The organism is Streptomyces sp. A0958 (genome assembly GCF_004795035.1).
Lineage (GTDB): Bacteria > Actinomycetota > Actinomycetes > Streptomycetales > Streptomycetaceae > Streptomyces.
Window position 1 is genome coordinate 1 of the sequence record NZ_SSBK01000065.1, and the last position, 16596, is coordinate 16596.

General features: G+C 68.0%; 14 protein-coding genes and 2 pseudogenes. 9 read left to right on the top strand and 7 right to left on the bottom strand.

Annotated elements, in window-relative coordinates; genetic code table 11:
- Window positions 1–541 precede the first annotated feature (541 nt).
- Both E6P78_RS31695 and E6P78_RS31700 read right to left on the bottom strand, forming a co-directional pair.
- Window positions 542–2620, bottom strand: a complete 2079-nt coding sequence (locus E6P78_RS31695) for a DUF262 domain-containing protein (RefSeq protein WP_136207077.1) — start codon at window positions 2618–2620, stop codon at window positions 542–544.
- A 320-nt stretch (window positions 2621–2940) separates the two neighbouring features.
- Window positions 2941–3459 carry a hypothetical protein gene (locus tag E6P78_RS31700; RefSeq protein ID WP_136207078.1) on the bottom strand — a complete coding sequence of 173 codons (519 nt, stop codon included), beginning with the start codon at window positions 3457–3459 and terminating at the stop codon, window positions 2941–2943.
- A 135-nt stretch (window positions 3460–3594) separates the two neighbouring features.
- On the opposite strand from E6P78_RS31700, the pseudogene E6P78_RS31705 reads away from it, so the two are divergent.
- The 4 genes and pseudogenes from E6P78_RS31705 to E6P78_RS31720 all read left to right on the top strand — a co-directional run.
- A pseudogene (locus E6P78_RS31705) lies at window positions 3595–4700 on the top strand (ISL3 family transposase); the annotation flags it as partial.
- 273 nt (window positions 4701–4973) lie between these two features.
- The gene (locus E6P78_RS31710) at window positions 4974–5243 is read left to right on the top strand and encodes a hypothetical protein (protein WP_136207089.1); all 270 of its coding nucleotides are present in this window, start codon (window positions 4974–4976) and stop codon (window positions 5241–5243) included.
- On the top strand, window positions 5236–5853 hold the full coding sequence (locus tag E6P78_RS31715; protein ID WP_136207079.1) for a DUF6879 family protein: 618 nt from the start codon (window positions 5236–5238) through the stop codon (window positions 5851–5853). Before E6P78_RS31710 ends, E6P78_RS31715 begins: the two co-directional genes overlap by 8 nt.
- A gap of 90 nt (window positions 5854–5943) precedes the next feature.
- A complete protein-coding gene (locus E6P78_RS31720) occupies window positions 5944–6795 on the top strand; it encodes a formyltransferase family protein (protein WP_136207080.1) in 852 nt (283 codons plus the stop codon).
- 22 nt (window positions 6796–6817) lie between these two features.
- On the opposite strand, the gene E6P78_RS31725 is transcribed toward E6P78_RS31720, so the two are convergent.
- Window positions 6818–8974, bottom strand: a complete 2157-nt coding sequence (locus tag E6P78_RS31725) for a tetratricopeptide repeat protein (protein WP_136207081.1) — start codon at window positions 8972–8974, stop codon at window positions 6818–6820.
- A complete protein-coding gene (locus tag E6P78_RS31730; protein ID WP_136207082.1) occupies window positions 8971–9381 on the bottom strand; it encodes a hypothetical protein in 411 nt (136 codons plus the stop codon). Before E6P78_RS31730 ends, E6P78_RS31725 begins: the two co-directional genes overlap by 4 nt.
- A gap of 338 nt (window positions 9382–9719) precedes the next feature.
- Here E6P78_RS31730 and E6P78_RS33775 point away from each other — a divergent pair.
- Window positions 9720–9815 (top strand): annotated as a pseudogene (locus tag E6P78_RS33775) (IS5/IS1182 family transposase); the annotation flags it as partial.
- Between the two features lie 115 nt (window positions 9816–9930).
- On the top strand, window positions 9931–10053 hold the full coding sequence (locus E6P78_RS33955; RefSeq protein WP_276607242.1) for a hypothetical protein: 123 nt from the start codon (window positions 9931–9933) through the stop codon (window positions 10051–10053).
- A 141-nt stretch (window positions 10054–10194) separates the two neighbouring features.
- On the opposite strand, the gene E6P78_RS31740 is transcribed toward E6P78_RS33955, so the two are convergent.
- The gene (locus E6P78_RS31740) at window positions 10195–10923 is read right to left on the bottom strand and encodes an isocitrate lyase/phosphoenolpyruvate mutase family protein (protein WP_136207083.1); all 729 of its coding nucleotides are present in this window, start codon (window positions 10921–10923) and stop codon (window positions 10195–10197) included.
- Between the two features lie 458 nt (window positions 10924–11381).
- Here E6P78_RS31740 and E6P78_RS31745 point away from each other — a divergent pair, with 458 nt between their 5' ends.
- The 3 genes from E6P78_RS31745 to E6P78_RS31755 are packed head-to-tail and all read left to right on the top strand — an operon-like array spanning window position 11382 to window position 14403.
- Window positions 11382–12035: a pyridoxal 5'-phosphate synthase gene (locus tag E6P78_RS31745; protein ID WP_168712756.1), complete on the top strand. Its 654-nt coding sequence runs from the start codon at window positions 11382–11384 to the stop codon at window positions 12033–12035.
- Window positions 12032–13558 carry a sulfatase-like hydrolase/transferase gene (locus E6P78_RS31750; RefSeq protein ID WP_168712757.1) on the top strand — a complete coding sequence of 509 codons (1527 nt, stop codon included), beginning with the start codon at window positions 12032–12034 and terminating at the stop codon, window positions 13556–13558. The genes E6P78_RS31745 and E6P78_RS31750 overlap by 4 nt, the downstream gene beginning before the upstream one ends.
- A complete protein-coding gene (locus E6P78_RS31755; protein WP_168712758.1) occupies window positions 13555–14403 on the top strand; it encodes a hypothetical protein in 849 nt (282 codons plus the stop codon). The genes E6P78_RS31750 and E6P78_RS31755 overlap by 4 nt, the downstream gene beginning before the upstream one ends.
- Window positions 14404–14563: 160 nt before the next feature.
- On the opposite strand, the gene E6P78_RS31760 is transcribed toward E6P78_RS31755, so the two are convergent.
- Window positions 14564–15094 carry an NUDIX hydrolase gene (locus E6P78_RS31760; RefSeq protein ID WP_136207087.1) on the bottom strand — a complete coding sequence of 177 codons (531 nt, stop codon included), beginning with the start codon at window positions 15092–15094 and terminating at the stop codon, window positions 14564–14566.
- 51 nt (window positions 15095–15145) lie between these two features.
- Window positions 15146–16474 (bottom strand): transcriptional regulator, encoded by a 1329-nt coding sequence (locus E6P78_RS31765; RefSeq protein ID WP_136207088.1) that lies wholly within the window; start codon window positions 16472–16474, stop codon window positions 15146–15148.
- Window positions 16475–16596 lie beyond the last annotated feature (122 nt).

A 16596-nucleotide genomic window follows, 5' to 3' on the forward strand; every position in this document is an offset into this window, starting at 1 on the left:
TACATCCGGACCGCACGCTCACGCAACTCCAGCGGGTACTTTCTCGGGGCAGGCATCGTCTGGGCTCCTCTCATGACACCCATCTGACCCGCTGTCAGCATCTTTCGCATCTCGGGGGAACCTCACCAGACGTAGCTGGCGACGAGTGTCTCAGTCCAGCTCGCCGTTGCTACCCCAGTCCGGGCCACCGCCAGCACCTGCGCCCGGCTCAGCGAAGTTGGCTTACGTCCGACCTGCTCAGCCAACCCCGAGGGCCACGGCCGGATGCCGGCCCAGGACCCTGGGATGTAGCGAACGGCGTGCTCGCCGGTCCCGTCCGCGTACGGTGCCCCGCCTCCGGCCAGCCAGGCTCCCAGCTGTCCCACTGCATCCGAAGGAAGCGGACGCTCAAGCATCCGCGCGTCCAGTTCCCCGGCGCCCTCTCGCCACCCCATCCGAACCCTCTCCTTTGGTTCCACCAGCTCGCCGCGACAGCAGGCATCACCAGTTCGTGACGGATTCTGTCCCACGGAAGTGCACCCCCGCACAAGTGCGGGACGGTTCAGCTGGTCTTGCGAGCGGAAAGTGGGCTGGAACCAGGTACGGCCCGGATACCGGGAACGTTGTCGGCGCGGAGTCTGGCCGCCACAGCGCCGGGACTGATCTCCCCGCCCTCGTACTGGCTCGTGGGGATCGCCACTATCTGCGAAACCGCCAGGACGCTCCCGACCGGGCGACCGGCGAAGGCCTCTCGCATGTGGCGGGCGACATCGCGCCGGGACCGGGGCATCTGAACCGTCGCCGGCCTACCGACGGGAGTAGCCTCCCGATCCCCCAACCGGGGGGCCGGGAAACCTGCAACTGGGAAGACGGGCGCGCCTCCGTCCGGACGTTGCCAGCGCCGGAAGAACGCCTCGGACAGATGGTCAGCCCGGGCCAGGATGCTCTCCTCGTCCCACTGAGCAGGCAGGGAACGGTTCAACGAAAGTGCACTGTGCACGAGGATGTCGGATCTCTTGCGCTCCCAGGGACCATTGGAAACCGAGGTGTTCAGTCTGCCAGTGAGCAGAGTCAGATTTCCCACGGTGTGGAGGAGGGACTGCCTGCGCTCATGAGCCTCGACGCTTCCGCGGCCTCCGCCCTCGGGAAGCGGCCAGTGTTCCTCCCATGCCTGGGGCAGTAGGTGCTCGATCGTCAACTCCCCATTGTGAACCTGTCGCTCGGTCTTGCCCGAATACAGCGAGTCCTCCAACTCGGCCAGCAGCAGCCGCATCCGGGTCCGCGTGAGTTGCTTGTACAACGGCTGGGACCGAAAAACATCTCGGATATCGCGATCGCGGGGCCAGAACCCGGAGTCGGTTTCCTGTCGGAGCAGAAAGTCCGCCACGACCGACGGGTCGTCCTTCGCCTTCAGCTCCTTGAGCAGTTCCAGGAAGAGCCGGTTGTAGTTCTTCGTCGTCAGGCGGCAGACGGTGCGTCGCACCAAATAAGAGTCCAGGGTGGCCACCGCGCCGGCCCGGTCGTCCTCGTCGAAACGGCTCACCAGCCACAGGAGCACGGGCATCACGGTGTTAGCGTCCAGAACACCAACAGTGCGCAGAAAGCGGCCTTCCGGTGTCAGCGGCTGTTCCTCGGCCGTTAGCCGTCGGTAGGCACCTGCCCGCTCCACCAAGCGCCTCATCAGATTAACCAGGCCCATGTCAGCGGCCTTGACGTACCTGCGAAAGGTCAGGAAGAGCTCGGGAGCCATCACCTCCTCGGCGAGTTCACCTGTCAGGTACTGCATGAGAAAGACGTCCAGGCGAGGCCGCTTCAGCCTTCCCTGCCGCACCTCCTTGCGCCAGTCAGGCGTCTCCAGCTGCGCCCACAGGTCCCTGTACAGCTCCTCCACCGGGAGCCCTTGCTCCTCCGCCTGCTGGAAGACCAGGTTCTTGACCAGGTCGGATGCCTGCAACGGGGTGCCTCGGTCGTTCAGAGCCTCGAAGATGACCTGGGCGTTGTCCTCGGGCTTAAGATCGATAACGACCAACTCGAACTTGTCACGAAGCACGCGCACCAAAGCATCAAAGCCCTTGTCCAGCCTGCCTTCGTAGTTCAGCTCTTGTGCCCACTCAACCGTGCGGTTGCGAAAGAACCAGTACGCCTGGACGATCGCCGAGGCGTCTGGAGCGACGGGGAATGCGACGTCGACGGGCCGCCGGAGCCGACCGTCCATGACCATGCGGAACGAGTCACGGTCAATGTTGGTAGGCCACACCTTGTAGGCGGCATGCGGGTCGTCGGTCATGTCGTCGTCGTTGGCGGTCAGTTTGACGAGCGCACGTACGTACCTGTCCTGGACATCGAGCTCGCGTGCGACATCGCGGACCGCGGCAAGGAGAACCTGAAGTGTTGTCAGCCTCTGCTGTCCGTCGATGACCTGTCTGGCGGGCATCGACCCCGTGAGTGTCAGTAGCTGATCCAGCACGACCGCACCAAGAAAGTGCGGATGAACCTCCTCATCCGCCATTCTTTGGTGGACCAGAGCGGTGACGTCCTCCCACAGGGGGCGCCAGTTCCGGTCCTCCGTCCAGACGTACGGCCTCTGGAAGACCGGCACGACGAGTCGCCGGTCCGGCCCGAACAGATCGCGCAGGGTCATCGATTTCGCTTCCACACTGTCCTCCAATAGGGGCTGTTCACACGAGCCAAATACCTGCCAGTGAGGTCCTGTCGGCCGATTCAGGGACTAGCGTCAACCCCGCAACCAGTGGCCCGCCCGCTCCACCGACCTACGGAAGCTGCCCCTGAAGCACACCGCACACAACCGTGTCCAGCGCGAGATCGCGCAGACCACACACAACCTGCCGGCCTGGATGCCGACACTCGCGTTGACCAACCGGCACTCGGGCCACCATCCTGCCCGCGCACAGCGTGCGACATGGGTCGTCGCCACCCTCGGCAGCCCAGCACGAATGAGCGTCAGGATTCGGTGGGCTCGATGGCCTCCTGTTTCGCCAATCTGTCCCGCAGCTTCTTCGCAACAGGTTTCACCTTGTTGTCCCAGAAAGGCTTGACATGAGGAGCGATGAGAATAGCGCCTACTACGGCCCCGCCGATAGCCAACTCTTTCCAACTGAGCTGAGGGTCATCGTCGCCACCACTACCGCTGTCGTCCACGATGGGCTCAGGCTCGAAAATTGCCTCCTCTTTAGCGGGAGACTCCCCGTCGTCGAAGCCACCAGGATTCGCTTCCATATCGGCCCTAAGTGCCGCTACCGTATCCTCGCTCCAGGTACGAGATTCCCAGTTCCGGTTGTACTGGGCGTAACCGCCCGTACCGCGTGAATGGTATTGCTCCTTCGCGTACTGCTGCCCCTTCTCGGTGATCCCATAAGCGCCGGGGTTTCCGTCCAGGTAGCCGTACTGCTTGAGGAGCGCATTCATTTCTCGAGCCGTTCGGCCAAACTCCTCGCCCAACACCCGTGCCGATTTCCCCATGGCTCAGCGCCCCCTCTTACACTTCGGCCGCACGCGGGCCGCCGCTGGCGATATGGACGACCTTACTGGCAGCACACTGCACTGCGGGGCTAGTTCTGTCAGACGCGTACCGCGTTCGCTGGGACGCCGAGCAGGCGCATCCCGCTGCCCGCAGGGCGGACGCCCCGCGTGATCGGCGTCGACGACTTCGCTCCGCGCCGGCGGCACCGCTACGCCACCGTGATCATCGATGCCGAGACGCATGAGCGGATCGACGTGCTGCCCGACCGCACGGCAGACACCCTGGAGGAGTGGCTACGCGAACATCCAGGCATCGAGGCCGTCTGCCGCGACGGCTCCGCGACCTACGCCGAGGCCATCCGCCGCGCCCTGCCCCGTGCGACGCAGGTCGGTGATCGGTGGCATCTGTGGCATCTGTGGCACAACCTGTGCGAAGCCGTCTTGAGCGAGGTCAAGGCGCACAGCACCTGCTGGACCACCGTACTGGACGCGCCTATCTACGACGGACCCGCGCCCAGACCACCCTGGAACGCTGGCACCAGGTCCACGGCCCGCTCGATCAGGGCGTGGACCTGCTCGAATGCGCCCGCCGCCTGGAACTGGCCCTGAACACCGTCAAACGCTACGCGCGAGCCGACCGGCCCGAGCGCATGCTCCGCGTCCCCAAGTATCGCGCCAGCCTCGTCGACCCCTACCGCGAGCACCCGCGCAAACACCGGGCCGAGGACCCCGGCGTCCCCGCCCAGCACCTCTTCGAAGAGATCAAGGCCCTCGGATTCACCGGCTGCCTGAACCTCCTGCACAAGTACATCAACCAGGGCCGTGCGGACGCCGACCGCAGCCACATCTCCCCGCGCCGCCTCGCTCGAATGACCCTCACCCGACCCGACAACCTCAAGAGCGAGAATCCCCATCTTCTGACCCGGCTCACCCCCGCCCGCCCTGAGATGACCCAACCGACCGCCAGCACCCGGGACTTCGCCGAACTCCTGACTCCTCGCCCAGAACATGCCGCCAAGCTCGATCCCTGGATCACCCAGGTCCGCACAGCCGATCTGCCTCACCTGCACGCCTTCACCCGCGGCCTGGACCGAGACCGCGACGCCGTGATCACCGCGCTCACACTTCCGTACAGCAACGGCCCCACTGAAGGTGTCAACACCAAGACCAAACGGACCGCCCGCCAGATGCACGGGCGAGCAGGTTCCACCCTTCTTCCCCACCGCACCCTCCCCGGATAGCGACACTCTCCGCCACCACCGAATGTGAGACAGGGCCGAACGTTTCCCCGCGGGACGGATGGGACGGTAGTACATATTCGTGAAGGGCTGTCACGGTCGGTCGGCCGGGCGTAAGTCCGGTCGTTCCTGCCGGTCCACCCCGGGCGATTTCACCGTGATCCGCCCGACTGTCCGGTCGATACGGAGGAACGAGGCGTTGGCTGGAAGTCTCTGCCCGACGTTGCAGCAGATGTGATCTAGGTTACCTTCGGGGGGACTGAATGGAGAGCCGTGATGATTCGGGGCTGGGAAGCCGATCCCTCTTCGCCGCTGGTGCGCCGCCTGGGTAAATCCCCCACCGAGCTCGGGACCACGGGCGGCGAGCAGGGATGCCCGGAAATCTGGGAACTGGAGAACGGGGACATCGCCATCGTTGGCCGCGACCTCACCGATTCCTACCTGCCCAGCCTTCCCCCGGGGCTCGTCGTCGCCCCGGATGAACGGATCGTCGTCATCCCCCGCAGGACAGCCGCTGCGGCGAAGGTGGACCTTCCCGATGCTTAGCCCACAGGCCGGCGGTCCGGGTCAGCGCCTCGGACTTGACGACTACTCCGAGGACTTCGGTCGCCATTTCTGGCGTTCCGGCTCCGAAGGGTTCTGGAAGCTCGAACGTCAGCAGAGCTTCCAGGAACCCGGGGTGGAGAGCTGGGAGGCCTTCCGCAAGGGGCACTGGGACGAGTCCCTGGCACTGATCGAGGGACAGCGGGGTCACTACGAGGAGTACCTCCAGCAAATCGCCGGAAGCGGATTCGCCCTCCACCGTGTCCGCTGCGTGGAGGAGCCCATCGCTCCATACCTCCAGTGGGAACTCCACCTGCTCAACCTGAAGGCCCAGTGCGGGGAGGACACGAGAGTCCTCAGCCGGGACGGCATCCTCCGGTACGAAGCGCAGCATCCGCTTCCGGAGATCGTGGTCCTCGGTTCCTCGGTGATGTACGAGGTGTTGTATGACGCCGACGGAAAACTCGCCGGCGGTATCCGTTTCGACGATCCGCACGTCATCTCCCGGTGGCGGAAGACGATCCAGGAGATGCACCAGGCTGGTGAGCCGTTGGACGACTTCTTCAGCCGCCGGGTCGCTCCACTGCCTCCGCCGACCGTGACCGAGGAGTAGGGCGGAGTAGTCCCGCCCGGAACTCGGTGGAGAGTCCGGGATGGGCATGAGAGTTTCGGCCGGACGCCGGTCGCACCACAAAGGCTACATATGCGCATTATCCTGATTTCATACTCTGCACAGGGCTTCGCCCTCCTGCACCGTGTGTGCGAGCGGGTCGGCCACACGCCCGTTGCTTACCTGCATGCGCGATCACTGCGGCCGGGTGAGCCGACGCGAAGCGGTGCGGGCGATGTCGTGGGCGAGATCGTCGACGCCCTGCCGGACGGGATGGATCTGCTTATTCCGGGCCGGAAGAGCATGTTGCCGCACATCATCGCGGGATACCAGGCAGATCTCATCGTCTGCTACGGCTTCCCCTGGAAGCTGCCCCCGGCGGTACTCCGGTCGACGGGCTTGGGTGCCATCAACGTGCATACGTCGATGCTGCCGAAATACCGAGGCCCCATTCCGGTCAACTGGGCGATCAGGAACGGCGACAAGGAAATCGGCGTCAGCATCCACTGGATGGAGAGCGAATTCGACTCCGGCGGGATCTTGGCGCAGGAGGCGGGTATCGCGTTGGGTGACGATGTCGCCCCCCGGTTGTTGTGGGAAGAGGTCGACCGGTACATCGAGCGGCTTCTGCCCGGCGCGCTCTCGCTGGCCGAAGCCGGTTCGCCCGGTACACCGCAGGAGGAGAGGTCGGCCACCTACGCGGGGTGGATGGAACCCGCGTTCTCGCAGATCGACTGGAACACCACCAGGGAAGAGATCCACAACCAGGTGCGCGCCGTCAGGTTCGGCAGCTCGGGAAGATCCGGCCCGGTTGCCGTGGTGGCTGACCGTCGTCTGCGGGTTCTGCGGACATCGTTGCAGCCGGCGGACGGAGTCAAGGTGACGTGTGGAGATGGATCCGTGTGGATTACGGAGTCCGTACCGGTGGCGGACTCCGAATCCTGAACGGACACCGAACCACCGCGAGTCAGCTCGGGTCCGGTGACGTTGCCTCCGCCAGGGAACGCCGGTACCGCCCGAGCTTGTCCCGGATTCCCCTCGTCCACGGGTGCTCTGGACCGAGTACCCGCTCGCGCCATTCCCTGACGATTTCCGCCTGTTCGATGGCTTCCCGGTCCTCGCCGACCGCGTGCAGGACGTTGCTGAGCAGGCTTCGTGCCGCCAGCGTGATGGGGTAGCGAGCTCCGAACCGGCGTTCGTGCGCCGCCAGCGCACGGCGGGCCGACAGCAGTGCTTCGGCGTGCTTTGCGGTGTTGAGTAGCGCACCTGCGCAGTTGAGGTCGGCCGACAGTGTGATCGGGTGGTCTGGGCCCAGCTCACGGCGACAGTCGGCGACCAAATCCGTTCCTGCCAGCGCCTCCCGGTCCAGGTCCGGACCGGGAGGCAGTTCGAGCAGACATGCCCTCGCCTCCAGCGTCAGCGGGTGCCATGGGCCCAGCAGTGCGGCTCGCCCGGCGACCGCCCGGTGCATCAACTGGACAGCTTCCGTCACTCGATCGAGCCAGACCAACGGGCGGGACAGATGGAGGCAGGTGGTCAGGGTGTCCAGCGCCTCGGGACCGCAGACCCGTTCGAAGTCGTCGAGCAGCCCGCGGTGGAGATCCGCAGCCGCGTCGAGGCGCCCCAGACGATCGGTCGCCTTCCCGATCCGCTGCCGCAGGCGCAGCGCCAGGACGTGATCGTTTCCCAGTCGTCGTTGCACGAGGACTGTCGCCTGTTCGGCCGTGGCCAGCGCGGATGCGTAATCGCCGGAACGATGCTGGGCCGTCGCCAGACGCAGGGCGCAGGTGGCAGCTGACTCGGCGGTGCCGATCGTGATCTCGGGCCAGGTCACGACGCGGCGAAGCAGTGCCAGGACATGGGGGGTGAGGGGGGTGAGCAGGCTGTCGCGCAGGCCGCGTTCCGGGGATGCGGGTAGGGAGTGCAGGAGAAGTCCAGCCGCTGCGGCGGCGAGTTGGTCGCGTTCATCGGCCGGGGTGACGCGTGCGACGCTGTCGAGCAGCACTCCGTGCGTACGCAGGCAGCGGATGTCGCCAGGAACGAGTTCGGTGAGCGAGTGGTCAAGCAGCCCCCGAAGCGCCAGTTCCACCCGGTCTGCGGGCAGGGTCAGGTCGAGCCGGATGTTGGCCAGCAGCGACAGGGGCAGCGGGTCGTTCGACCAGCAGGCCAGCAGGCGCAGCAGGGTGACGGCCTCGGGCAGGTTCTGCCCGGCCAGGGAGTTCAGCGAGAGCTGCCACGTTCCGCTGACCAGGTGTCGCGAGTCGTTGCCCGCGTCGAGGGCTCCCTGGTCGATCAGTTCGATGGGATCCGGACGCTCCTGCAGACGGCGCCCGTACTCCTCCATCGTCCAGGGGTCGATCACCTGGTGGGCCAGAAACCCGCCGGCCAGAGTCAGGGCGAGCGGCAGGCGGCCGAGGCTGTCGGCGATGGCTGCCGCCTCCTCGGCGGAACCCGTTCCGGGGGCGAGGTCGCGCAGGACCTGGGCCGCCTCCTCACGCGGCAGGACATCCACGTACAGCAGTTCGGCTGCGGGCCACCAGTGGCCGGCGGCCTGCCGTGTGGTCACGAGGACGGTTCCGCGAGGGCTGGTGCGCAGCCATCCTCCGTCCCGTAGCACCGCTGGGTCATCGGCGTTGTCCAGCACCAGCAGCCAGGGTGTGTCGGACCGGTCGAGGTGGTCCCAGACCAAGTCTGCGGCTGCGCGTAAGCCGTTGCGCGCGGCCATCAGTTCGCCGTCGCCGGCGCCGCGGTCTGCGGCCACAGCGAGCATCCCGGCCCGTAGGGATGCCTGATCGGATGCGTTGACCCACAGGCCCAGGCGTCCGCGTTCCCGGGTGGCGTGTTCGAAGAGTGCGCACGCCACGGCCGTCTTGCCGCATCCTCCCAGGCCGTGCAGGACGAACACGGTACTTCCGGCGTCCTCGGTCACTGCCTCCCTCAGGCGTCCGACGAGTTCGCCGCGGTCCCTCAGGATCGCCGGTGCCCGGCCGATGGGCGGATGCCGCACCGAGTCCGGGCCAACCCAGGCGGCGCCGTGATGGTGGTGCTCGGTGATGTGCTGGTCACCGGAAGCCTGGTAGACGCGCCCCTGATCAGTGGCCCGGCCGTCGTTGCGGCCGGTCACCGCTGGTCGACGTTCAGATCGCGGCCGGCCTGGTAGACGCGTGAACTGCCGGAGGCGGTCGCGTGTTGGGTGACGGCCGGGGTGGCGGGTGTGCCGGGGTCGAGTTCGATCAGCAAGGAACGCAGTTCCGCCACCAGCTCGGGGTGTGCGACGAGGAGACGGCGAATGCGGCCCTGCCACTCCGCCGCGATCTCCCGCTCGGTCTCCTCGTCACCACTGCTCTGCGCGCCCAGGAGGTCCCGGCGCGACGTGTCGAGCTGGGCGCCGACTTGCTCCTCATGGTCCGGCCGGACACGTCGCCACAGACCGACCACGCCGTTCCGCACGCCGTTCCACGTATCGGTCGCCAGCAGCGTCGCAATCGTCGTCCCGGCGGTACCCGCTAAAAGCGCGATCTCCGCGTCCATCCTTTGTCCTCCCTCGATCCAGCCCGGGTCACAACTCTAGGGAGCCGAGGCTGTGTCAGTACACCGGACTTTCAGCGACATTTCGCGCCGCCCTCGGCCCACTGCCACGGACTACCGCTCCCAGTCGTCGGCGTACCCCCGTATCCCTCAGGGCGGTACAGCCGAAAGGGCTCAGCTTCCGTGCCCGAGATGAGGGTGCTCGTCGCAATCGGGAGGCGCGCGGGCGGGGGATGCAGAACACTTCGTCCAGGTGATCGCGATGCAGCCCGTCCTGGAGATATACGCGCCTGACGGCTTCGGCCTCTGCCTGTCGCCGAGATCCAGTCGTTGACTTTCTTCCTCACAGAGCCGAACTCCGCGACGTCTTCAACGCGATCCTCTACGTGAACCGCACCAGAATTTTCTGGAAGTACGTCCCGTACGAATCCCCAGGCCGGCCTGCCGGCCTCGGCAAGCGACGCGCCATCCATGGCCTCGACCAAGTGCCCAGTCGTCGTACTCATCAGGTTCACTCCTTCGGGAAGATCCACACCTGATGTCCGTCGGCACATGCTCCGCCAGCTCCAGGACCTTGGCCCCAACCTGCCGCTACGCCTCGCCGTGTTCATCGCCGACGACGGCCAGCAGGACTACCTCCCGGCAACGGTGAGCGACGTCCTCAACTGGGCCTGACCAAATCCATCAACGCCCCGCGGCTCCCATCCCGCCGCACGCCCTCGACCTCTCGAACCACCTCACTCAGGTCTGACCGGGACCGCAGGAGGCCGCCCCGCGCCGATCAGGCGGCCCAGCCTTGCCGTACCCCGACCACGTTTAGCACACAGCACTGGCCTCGGTGGTTCCTGGTACTGCTGGCCGCGCTGCTGTCCCTGGCCGGTGCGGCGTTCGGGTACGGGTTGACCGCTGATGCCCTGCGCTATCGCACTCTGGCCGGGGGCGATCTTGTGCCGCCCCTGGCCACGCCATCGTCCGCAGGCACACAGATACTGCAGACACCGGCGCCGCAAGACCGCGATGGGACACAATACGCTCATGCTGACCCCGCACCCGGGCGTCGGCACCGGGGAGCGGGAGAACACGAACAGCGCGGATGAGGCACGGGCATTGCTGGCCGACTACGGCCAGTGGGCCAAGGACGACACCGTGACCAGTGCGGAGAGGTACGAGGCACTCGCCGAGCTGGTGGCCGATCCCGGCTGCCTCGTATCGGCGGATCATGTGCATGACATTGTTCGCGTTGCCGTAACCGGCGTCGCAGTCGGCGACCACCGGAACGGCCACAGCGGCAGCCATCGACCTCGCCACTTCGAGGAGTTCGGTCATGGTGAGAATGTCCGCGTCAGGCAGAGCGTGCGAGGCGGACACCTCCAGACCGCTCGACCAGACACCGTCGAACCCGGCGCGCTCGGCGAGGCGTGCGCCGAGAGCGTTGTGCGCCCCCACGATCCTCACCGGACCGGGACGTTCGAACAGCGCCCGGAGTTGGGCGGCCCCGCCAACCCGGCGCCCCGGGGTCTGGGCAAGGACGTTTTCGGCACACATCGCTGTAGGACCCCCGGGACCTCAGTCAGTCGACGAATCCCGGAGCCGGCGCCCGGGTGGTTTGGAGACTGCCCCGACGCCATTGTCCTGGGCGAGGTGGGACCGGAGCCTCCGCAGCCGGTGCCACTCTCAGCAGTTAAGCACAGGATTCCGGCCGTACGGCCGGTGATACTTGACCGAAAAGCATCCAACTACCCTTGATGCGCGCGTGACTTGGCATTTCGGCAGCCCGCGCGGATCACCCCTGAACAGCGATCTGCCGTGGATGCAATGCGCATGGCGGATCACTGTCCGGACGCCCCACCGTGATTGGCTCCATGTGCAGACATGTCCGCGATGGCGGACTCCGAAATGGTGAGACCTACCGGCGAGATCCAGCCGGTCGCAGCACCAACTGCACGGCCGGGCAAGCGATATGACCGGAGCGGTTGCCGTTTCGGGCCGGTAGCGTGGCCGCCGTGAGCGAGAAGACACGCAACCAGTTCAGGGCGCTCCAGGTCTTCGCGGACCTGGATCCGTCGGGATTCACCATCGAGGACCTGCCGGCCAATCCGCTGCAGGCCCTGGAGGAGTGGATCCTCTCGGCAGCCGAGGCCGGGCAGGCTGAGCCCCACGCCATGACCCTGTGCACCGTCGACGCCGACGGGACGCCGTCCAGCCGGGTGCTGCTCTGCAAGGACATCGACGACGAGCGGCTTTACTTCGCCACCCACTCGGACAGCCGCAAGGGCCAGGAGATCGCCCGGAACCCGCGTGTCGCCGTCCAGTTCCACTGGCCGACGGTGGGCCGCCAACTGCGCATTGTCGGGGACGCCGAGGCGACCGGGCAAGCCGACAGCCGGCGGGACTTCGCCGAGCGCGGTCGCGGCTCGCGGCTCTCCGCGCACCTGCACAGGCCCACCCCGCCAGCGGACCGGGACGAGGTCCTGTCCGAGTACGCACGGCTGTCCGCGTCGTACCCCGACGAGGTGCCCTACTTGCCGAGTTGGACCCTCTACGGCATCCGGCCGAACGAACTGGAGTTCTGGGAGGCCAGCCCGGACCGCATCCACACCCGGGTGATCTGTCGGCGCAAAGCGGACGGCTGGCAGACCGAGTACCTCTGGCCGTGACTGACCGGACCGCAACGCCACAGCGCCGCAACGTCCTGCTGATCGTCGCGGACCAGCTCCGCGCCGACGCGTTGGGCTGCTACGGCGCCCCCCACGCGCGTACCCCGCACCTGGACGCGCTGGCCGCCAGAGGTACGCGCTTCGAGCGGCACTACTCCGTGACCGCTCCGTGCGGGCCCGCCCGCGCCTCCCTGCTCACCGGTGTCTACCAGTCGGTCCACCGCGTGGTGAGCAACCGCACCCGCGCCGACGAAACCCGGCCGAACCTGGCGACCGCACTTGCCCCGGCCGGCATTGCTTCCCATGTCGTCGGCTACACCGACACCGTAGCCGAGGAGGCATCGGGCGACGCCGAGACCGTCCCCAGGGGATTCAACTGGCATACCAGGTTCGACCTCAACCGTACAGGGCTGCGCTCATGGCTCGACCAACTGGCCTCGCACGGGCAGCTGGTGCCCGACGACCCGATGGACGTGCTGCTCCCCGCGCCGGGCAGCCGCAACCTCGCCCGTTACCCGGCCAAGCTCAGCGACACCGCCTTCGTTGCCGACCGCACCATTGCCTGCATGACCGGACTGCAGGACCAACCCTGGCTCATCCTGGCGACGTTCCTGCGCCCGCATCCACCCTGGGTGGCGCCGTTCCCCTACGATCGGCTGCACGACCCGGCCGACATGGCGGCCCCTCTCCGGGCAGCGAGCCCGGCGGAGGAGGGCAGACGCCATCCCTTCCTGCGCCACTGGGTCGGGCGTGACGTACCGGACACCGCTCCCGCAGATCTGACCGCGGAAGCCATCGCCGCGCACCGGGCGACCTACTTCGGCCTGGTGAGCGAGGTCGACCATCACGTCGGACGGATCTTCGCCGCCCTGGAGAACCTCGGCCGGGCGCACGACACTCTCGTCGTGGTCACCGCCGACCACGGCGACACGCTCGGCGATCACTGGAGCCTTGGGACGGGAGGCTTCCGGGACACCGCCTACCGGGTGCCGCTCATTGTCGCCGCCCCCGACCGACGAGCCGCCGCGGCAGCAGTGACCGCTCCCACAGAATCGGTGGACGTCGCGCCGACCGTACTCGACTGGGCTCGGGCGCCGGCACTGCCGTGGAGCAGCGGGCACTCGCTTCTTCCGCTCCTGTCCGACCCGGCCGAACGCACGCCATGGCCCCGATCCGAGATCGTCCACGAATTCGATTTCCGCGACCCGGTGGACCACATTCCGGAACGGGTGATGAGCCTCAGCCCACAGGAGTGCAACCTCGCGGTCCTGCGCGGACCGCGCTTCACCTACGTCCACTTCCCGGCACAACGACCCCTGCTTTTCGATCAGTTGACGGACCCGGGGGAAAGCCGGAACCTCGCCGAACTACCGCAGTACGGGCAGGTGCTGGCCGACTGCGCCCTCCGCCTGCTGGACCATCGGATGCGGCACGTCGACCAGGCGCGTACAGGTCTTGTCGCCACGGCCGCACCGGCCGCCGGCAACGGCCCCGCCCCGAGTCCTCCCAGGAGAGTCACATGACCCCGCCCATCGTCGACCCGTCGGACCTCCCGACCTTCCTGATCCTCAAGATCGGCGGAGGGCTGTTCTCCGTCAAGAGTCGCGACCACGACATCGACCACGACGCCGTCGCTGGTTACGCCAGGCAGGTCGCGGACCTGGCCGCGGCGGCGCCCGGCCGGATGGTGCTGATCTCGGGTGGCGGGTCCTACGGCCATGGAGCGGTGCGTCATCTGGATCCGGAGGATCCATGGGCAGCCCTCCCACTCACCGGTGCCAACGCCGAGTTGCGCTGGATCTGGACCACGGCCCTCCAGCGGGCCGGCGCCCTGGCATTCCCCGTCCAACTGGCCGCCGCCGCCGTACTGGAGGAGGGCGGTGCGGTCGTCGGCGTCGGCAGCCTCCAGCGCCTCCTGGCCACCGGAGCACTGCCCGTACTCACCGGCGACTGCCTTCCCCACCCTGACGGCTCCTTACGCGTAATCGGCAGCGATCACGTGCCGTCCGCGCTGCTCGGACTGTCGGCGGGCCCGGTCCGGGTCGCCATGCTCACCGACGTGGACGGTGTGCTCGACGACGGGCGGACCATCCCGTGGATCGATCCACGCGCGACGGGGCCCGCTCGCGAGGCCCTGCGGGCTGCACCCGACTGGGACACCACCGGGGCGATGGCCGGCAAGCTCGACGCCGTCCTCGACTGCGCCCGGCACGGTGCCGAGTGCCTGATCCTGCGCGGTGACCCCGATCAGCCCGATCTGCGGCACCTGCTCCGCCCGGTGTCCAAATGGCCCGCACAGCTCCGGCACACCCGGATCGCCCCCAGCGAGCCGACGACCGGGCAACGGGTGGACACAGTGCCCGCTTGACGACGCCGCGCCGTCTTCGGTGGACGAGTCCAGCGTGACCCCGCTTGATCGGTGAGGGCTGCGCGGTGCCGTGGACGCCGGGGCCGCCCACCCGTACGCCTGACACGGCGCAACGGTCCGGGCGAGGGGCGCGCGGTCCCTCGCCCGGACCGGGTCCGGCTCAGCCCAGCCGTAAGTGGTGCAGCATCATCAGCCCGGCCGCCATGCCCGCCGCCGGGACCTCGCCGCGGGCGATCATGTCGGGAACCAGCTTGAGCGGTACCCACTCGCGGCGCGAGGACTCGAAGGCGTCGCGGGGCTCGCCGGTCCAGGCCGCCTCCTCGCCCCAGTAGAAGTGGTGCCGGGCGTCGGTGAGGCCGTTGGACGGTTCCACGGTCAGCAGCGGGTGCAGCGGGCCGGGGCGCCAGCCGGTCTCCTCCTCCATCTCCCGGGCGGCCGCCCGGTCCGGCGCCTCGCCGTCCTCCACCACGCCCGCGGCCAGCTCCCAGCCCCAGCTGTCGGTGATGAACCGGTGCCGCCACAGCAGCAGCACCTCGTTCGCCTCGTTGACGACGGTCGCCGCCGCCACCGGGCGGAGCCGGATCACGAAGTGGTCGAGACGGCCCCCGTCGGGGAGCACGACATCGGCCAGATTGACCCGGAACCAGCGGTTCTCGTACACAGTCTGTTCGTTCAGATTGGTCCACTGCACGGTTCTGCCACCTTCTTGCTCGTAGGTGGCCGTATCGCAGCAGACTCGGGGTCACAGCGGTACGCGCAGCGCCCCCTCGACGCGCTCGGCGGCCCGCTCCGCGTCGGCGCTCCCGCTGGCGACCAGTTCCTCGCGCACCGTCCGCAGCCGGTCGCGCAGCCGCTGCGACTCCATGCCGCGGGTACGGTCCGCCATCTCGGTCGCCGTGGCCGCCGCCCGGTCCGCCTCGCCCTGCCGCAGCTCGATCGTGGTCAGCATCGCGAGCCGGTGGACCCGGCCCCGGTCGTGCGCGGGCGTGCCCACCGCCGCCACCGCGTGCTCCCGGGCCGCCGCGAGGTCCCCGAGGCTCAGCAGCGCCTCCGCCACCTGCACATCGACCAGGCCCGGTTGGACGTACCCCGTCTCGTCCGGCTCCCGGCCCGGCCGGATGCGGGCGGCCTCGGACTCGGCGCGGCCGATGCACGTCAGCGCGCCCGCCCGGTCCCCGAGCCGGGCGTACGCCTTGGCCTGCATCGCGTGGAGGTCGGCGGCGAGGGCGGGGGTGATCTCGCGCCCCGCCGCACGCAGGGCCGCCTCGGCGAAGGCTACGGACTGGCGGTACTCGGCGAGGAACAGCGACTGGTTGACCAGCAGGGCGATCACATAGCCCCCGAGCCCCCGGTCCCCGCTCGCCTTGGCGAGGCGCAGCGCCTGGTGGAAGTAGCGCTGGGCGAGGCCGTGCGCGTCGGAGTCGTAGGCGCAGATCCCCGCGACGGCCACCAACGCGCCCGTCGCACGGTGCAGCAGGCGCCCCGTCGTATCGCTGTAGCCGCCCCGCAGCAGCGGGGCGGTCTCGGCGTTGAGGAAGCCGACGACGCGTGAACGCGTCGCGATTCCGCCCGCCTTGCGGTACATCAGTTCGTAGTGGTCACGGGCGGCCCGCAGTGTTGCTATGTCGGCCGCACCGACCCGGGTGGGCCCGGTCCGCGACACGTCGGCGTCCTCCGGCGGGTTCTCCCACTCCCAGACGGGCATCACGGCGGTGGTCCCGGTGACGGCAGGGGCGGCGACGACGTGCGGGCGCTGCTGGGCGTCCGAGCGCCACACGGTGGTGGCCCGTTCGACGAAGCCGGTGAGCGAGGAGCCCTGGACGGGCACGTGGCCGTCGGGGGCGGCCATGCCGATGTCGTCCAGCGAAACGGCCCGGTGCAGGCGGTTACCGAGCACCTCGCAGATCAGGTCGGGCACCTCGCCGCGCGGGCGCTGGCCCTTGAGCCAGCGGGCGACGGCGGTGTGTTCGTAGCGCAGGCCCAGCCCGCGGGTGCGGCCGGCCCGGTTGACATGTGCGGCGAGTCCGGCCCGGGAGACGCCCGCCTCGTCGATCAGAGCCTCTAGCAGCAACGCCGTTCAGTTAGGCGTGGAGGTCGTTCGTCAAGGCTGGTGAACGAGGCAGCGGAGCTGCTGTAGAAGAGGAATGTCACTCCAAGACATCCTCACCACAGGAGCTCCGCTGTTGGAACAGG

Bases quoted from the DNA above. Each gene is read 5' to 3' on its own strand.
- E6P78_RS31755 (WP_168712758.1), top strand. From the start codon at position 13,555: ATGACCCCGCCCATCGTCGACCCGTCGGACCTCCCGACCTTCCTGATC.
- E6P78_RS31715 (WP_136207079.1), top strand. From the start codon at position 5,236: ATGCTTAGCCCACAGGCCGGCGGTCCGGGTCAGCGCCTCGGACTTGAC.
- E6P78_RS31710 (WP_136207089.1), top strand. From the start codon at position 4,974: ATGATTCGGGGCTGGGAAGCCGATCCCTCTTCGCCGCTGGTGCGCCGC.
- E6P78_RS31740 (WP_136207083.1), bottom strand. From the start codon at position 10,923: ATGTGTGCCGAAAACGTCCTTGCCCAGACCCCGGGGCGCCGGGTTGGC.
- E6P78_RS31695 (WP_136207077.1), bottom strand. From the start codon at position 2,620: ATGACCCTGCGCGATCTGTTCGGGCCGGACCGGCGACTCGTCGTGCCG.
- E6P78_RS31700 (WP_136207078.1), bottom strand. From the start codon at position 3,459: ATGGGGAAATCGGCACGGGTGTTGGGCGAGGAGTTTGGCCGAACGGCT.
- E6P78_RS33955 (WP_276607242.1), top strand. From the start codon at position 9,931: ATGCTCCGCCAGCTCCAGGACCTTGGCCCCAACCTGCCGCTACGCCTC.
- E6P78_RS31730 (WP_136207082.1), bottom strand. From the start codon at position 9,381: ATGGACGCGGAGATCGCGCTTTTAGCGGGTACCGCCGGGACGACGATT.
- E6P78_RS31720 (WP_136207080.1), top strand. From the start codon at position 5,944: ATGCGCATTATCCTGATTTCATACTCTGCACAGGGCTTCGCCCTCCTG.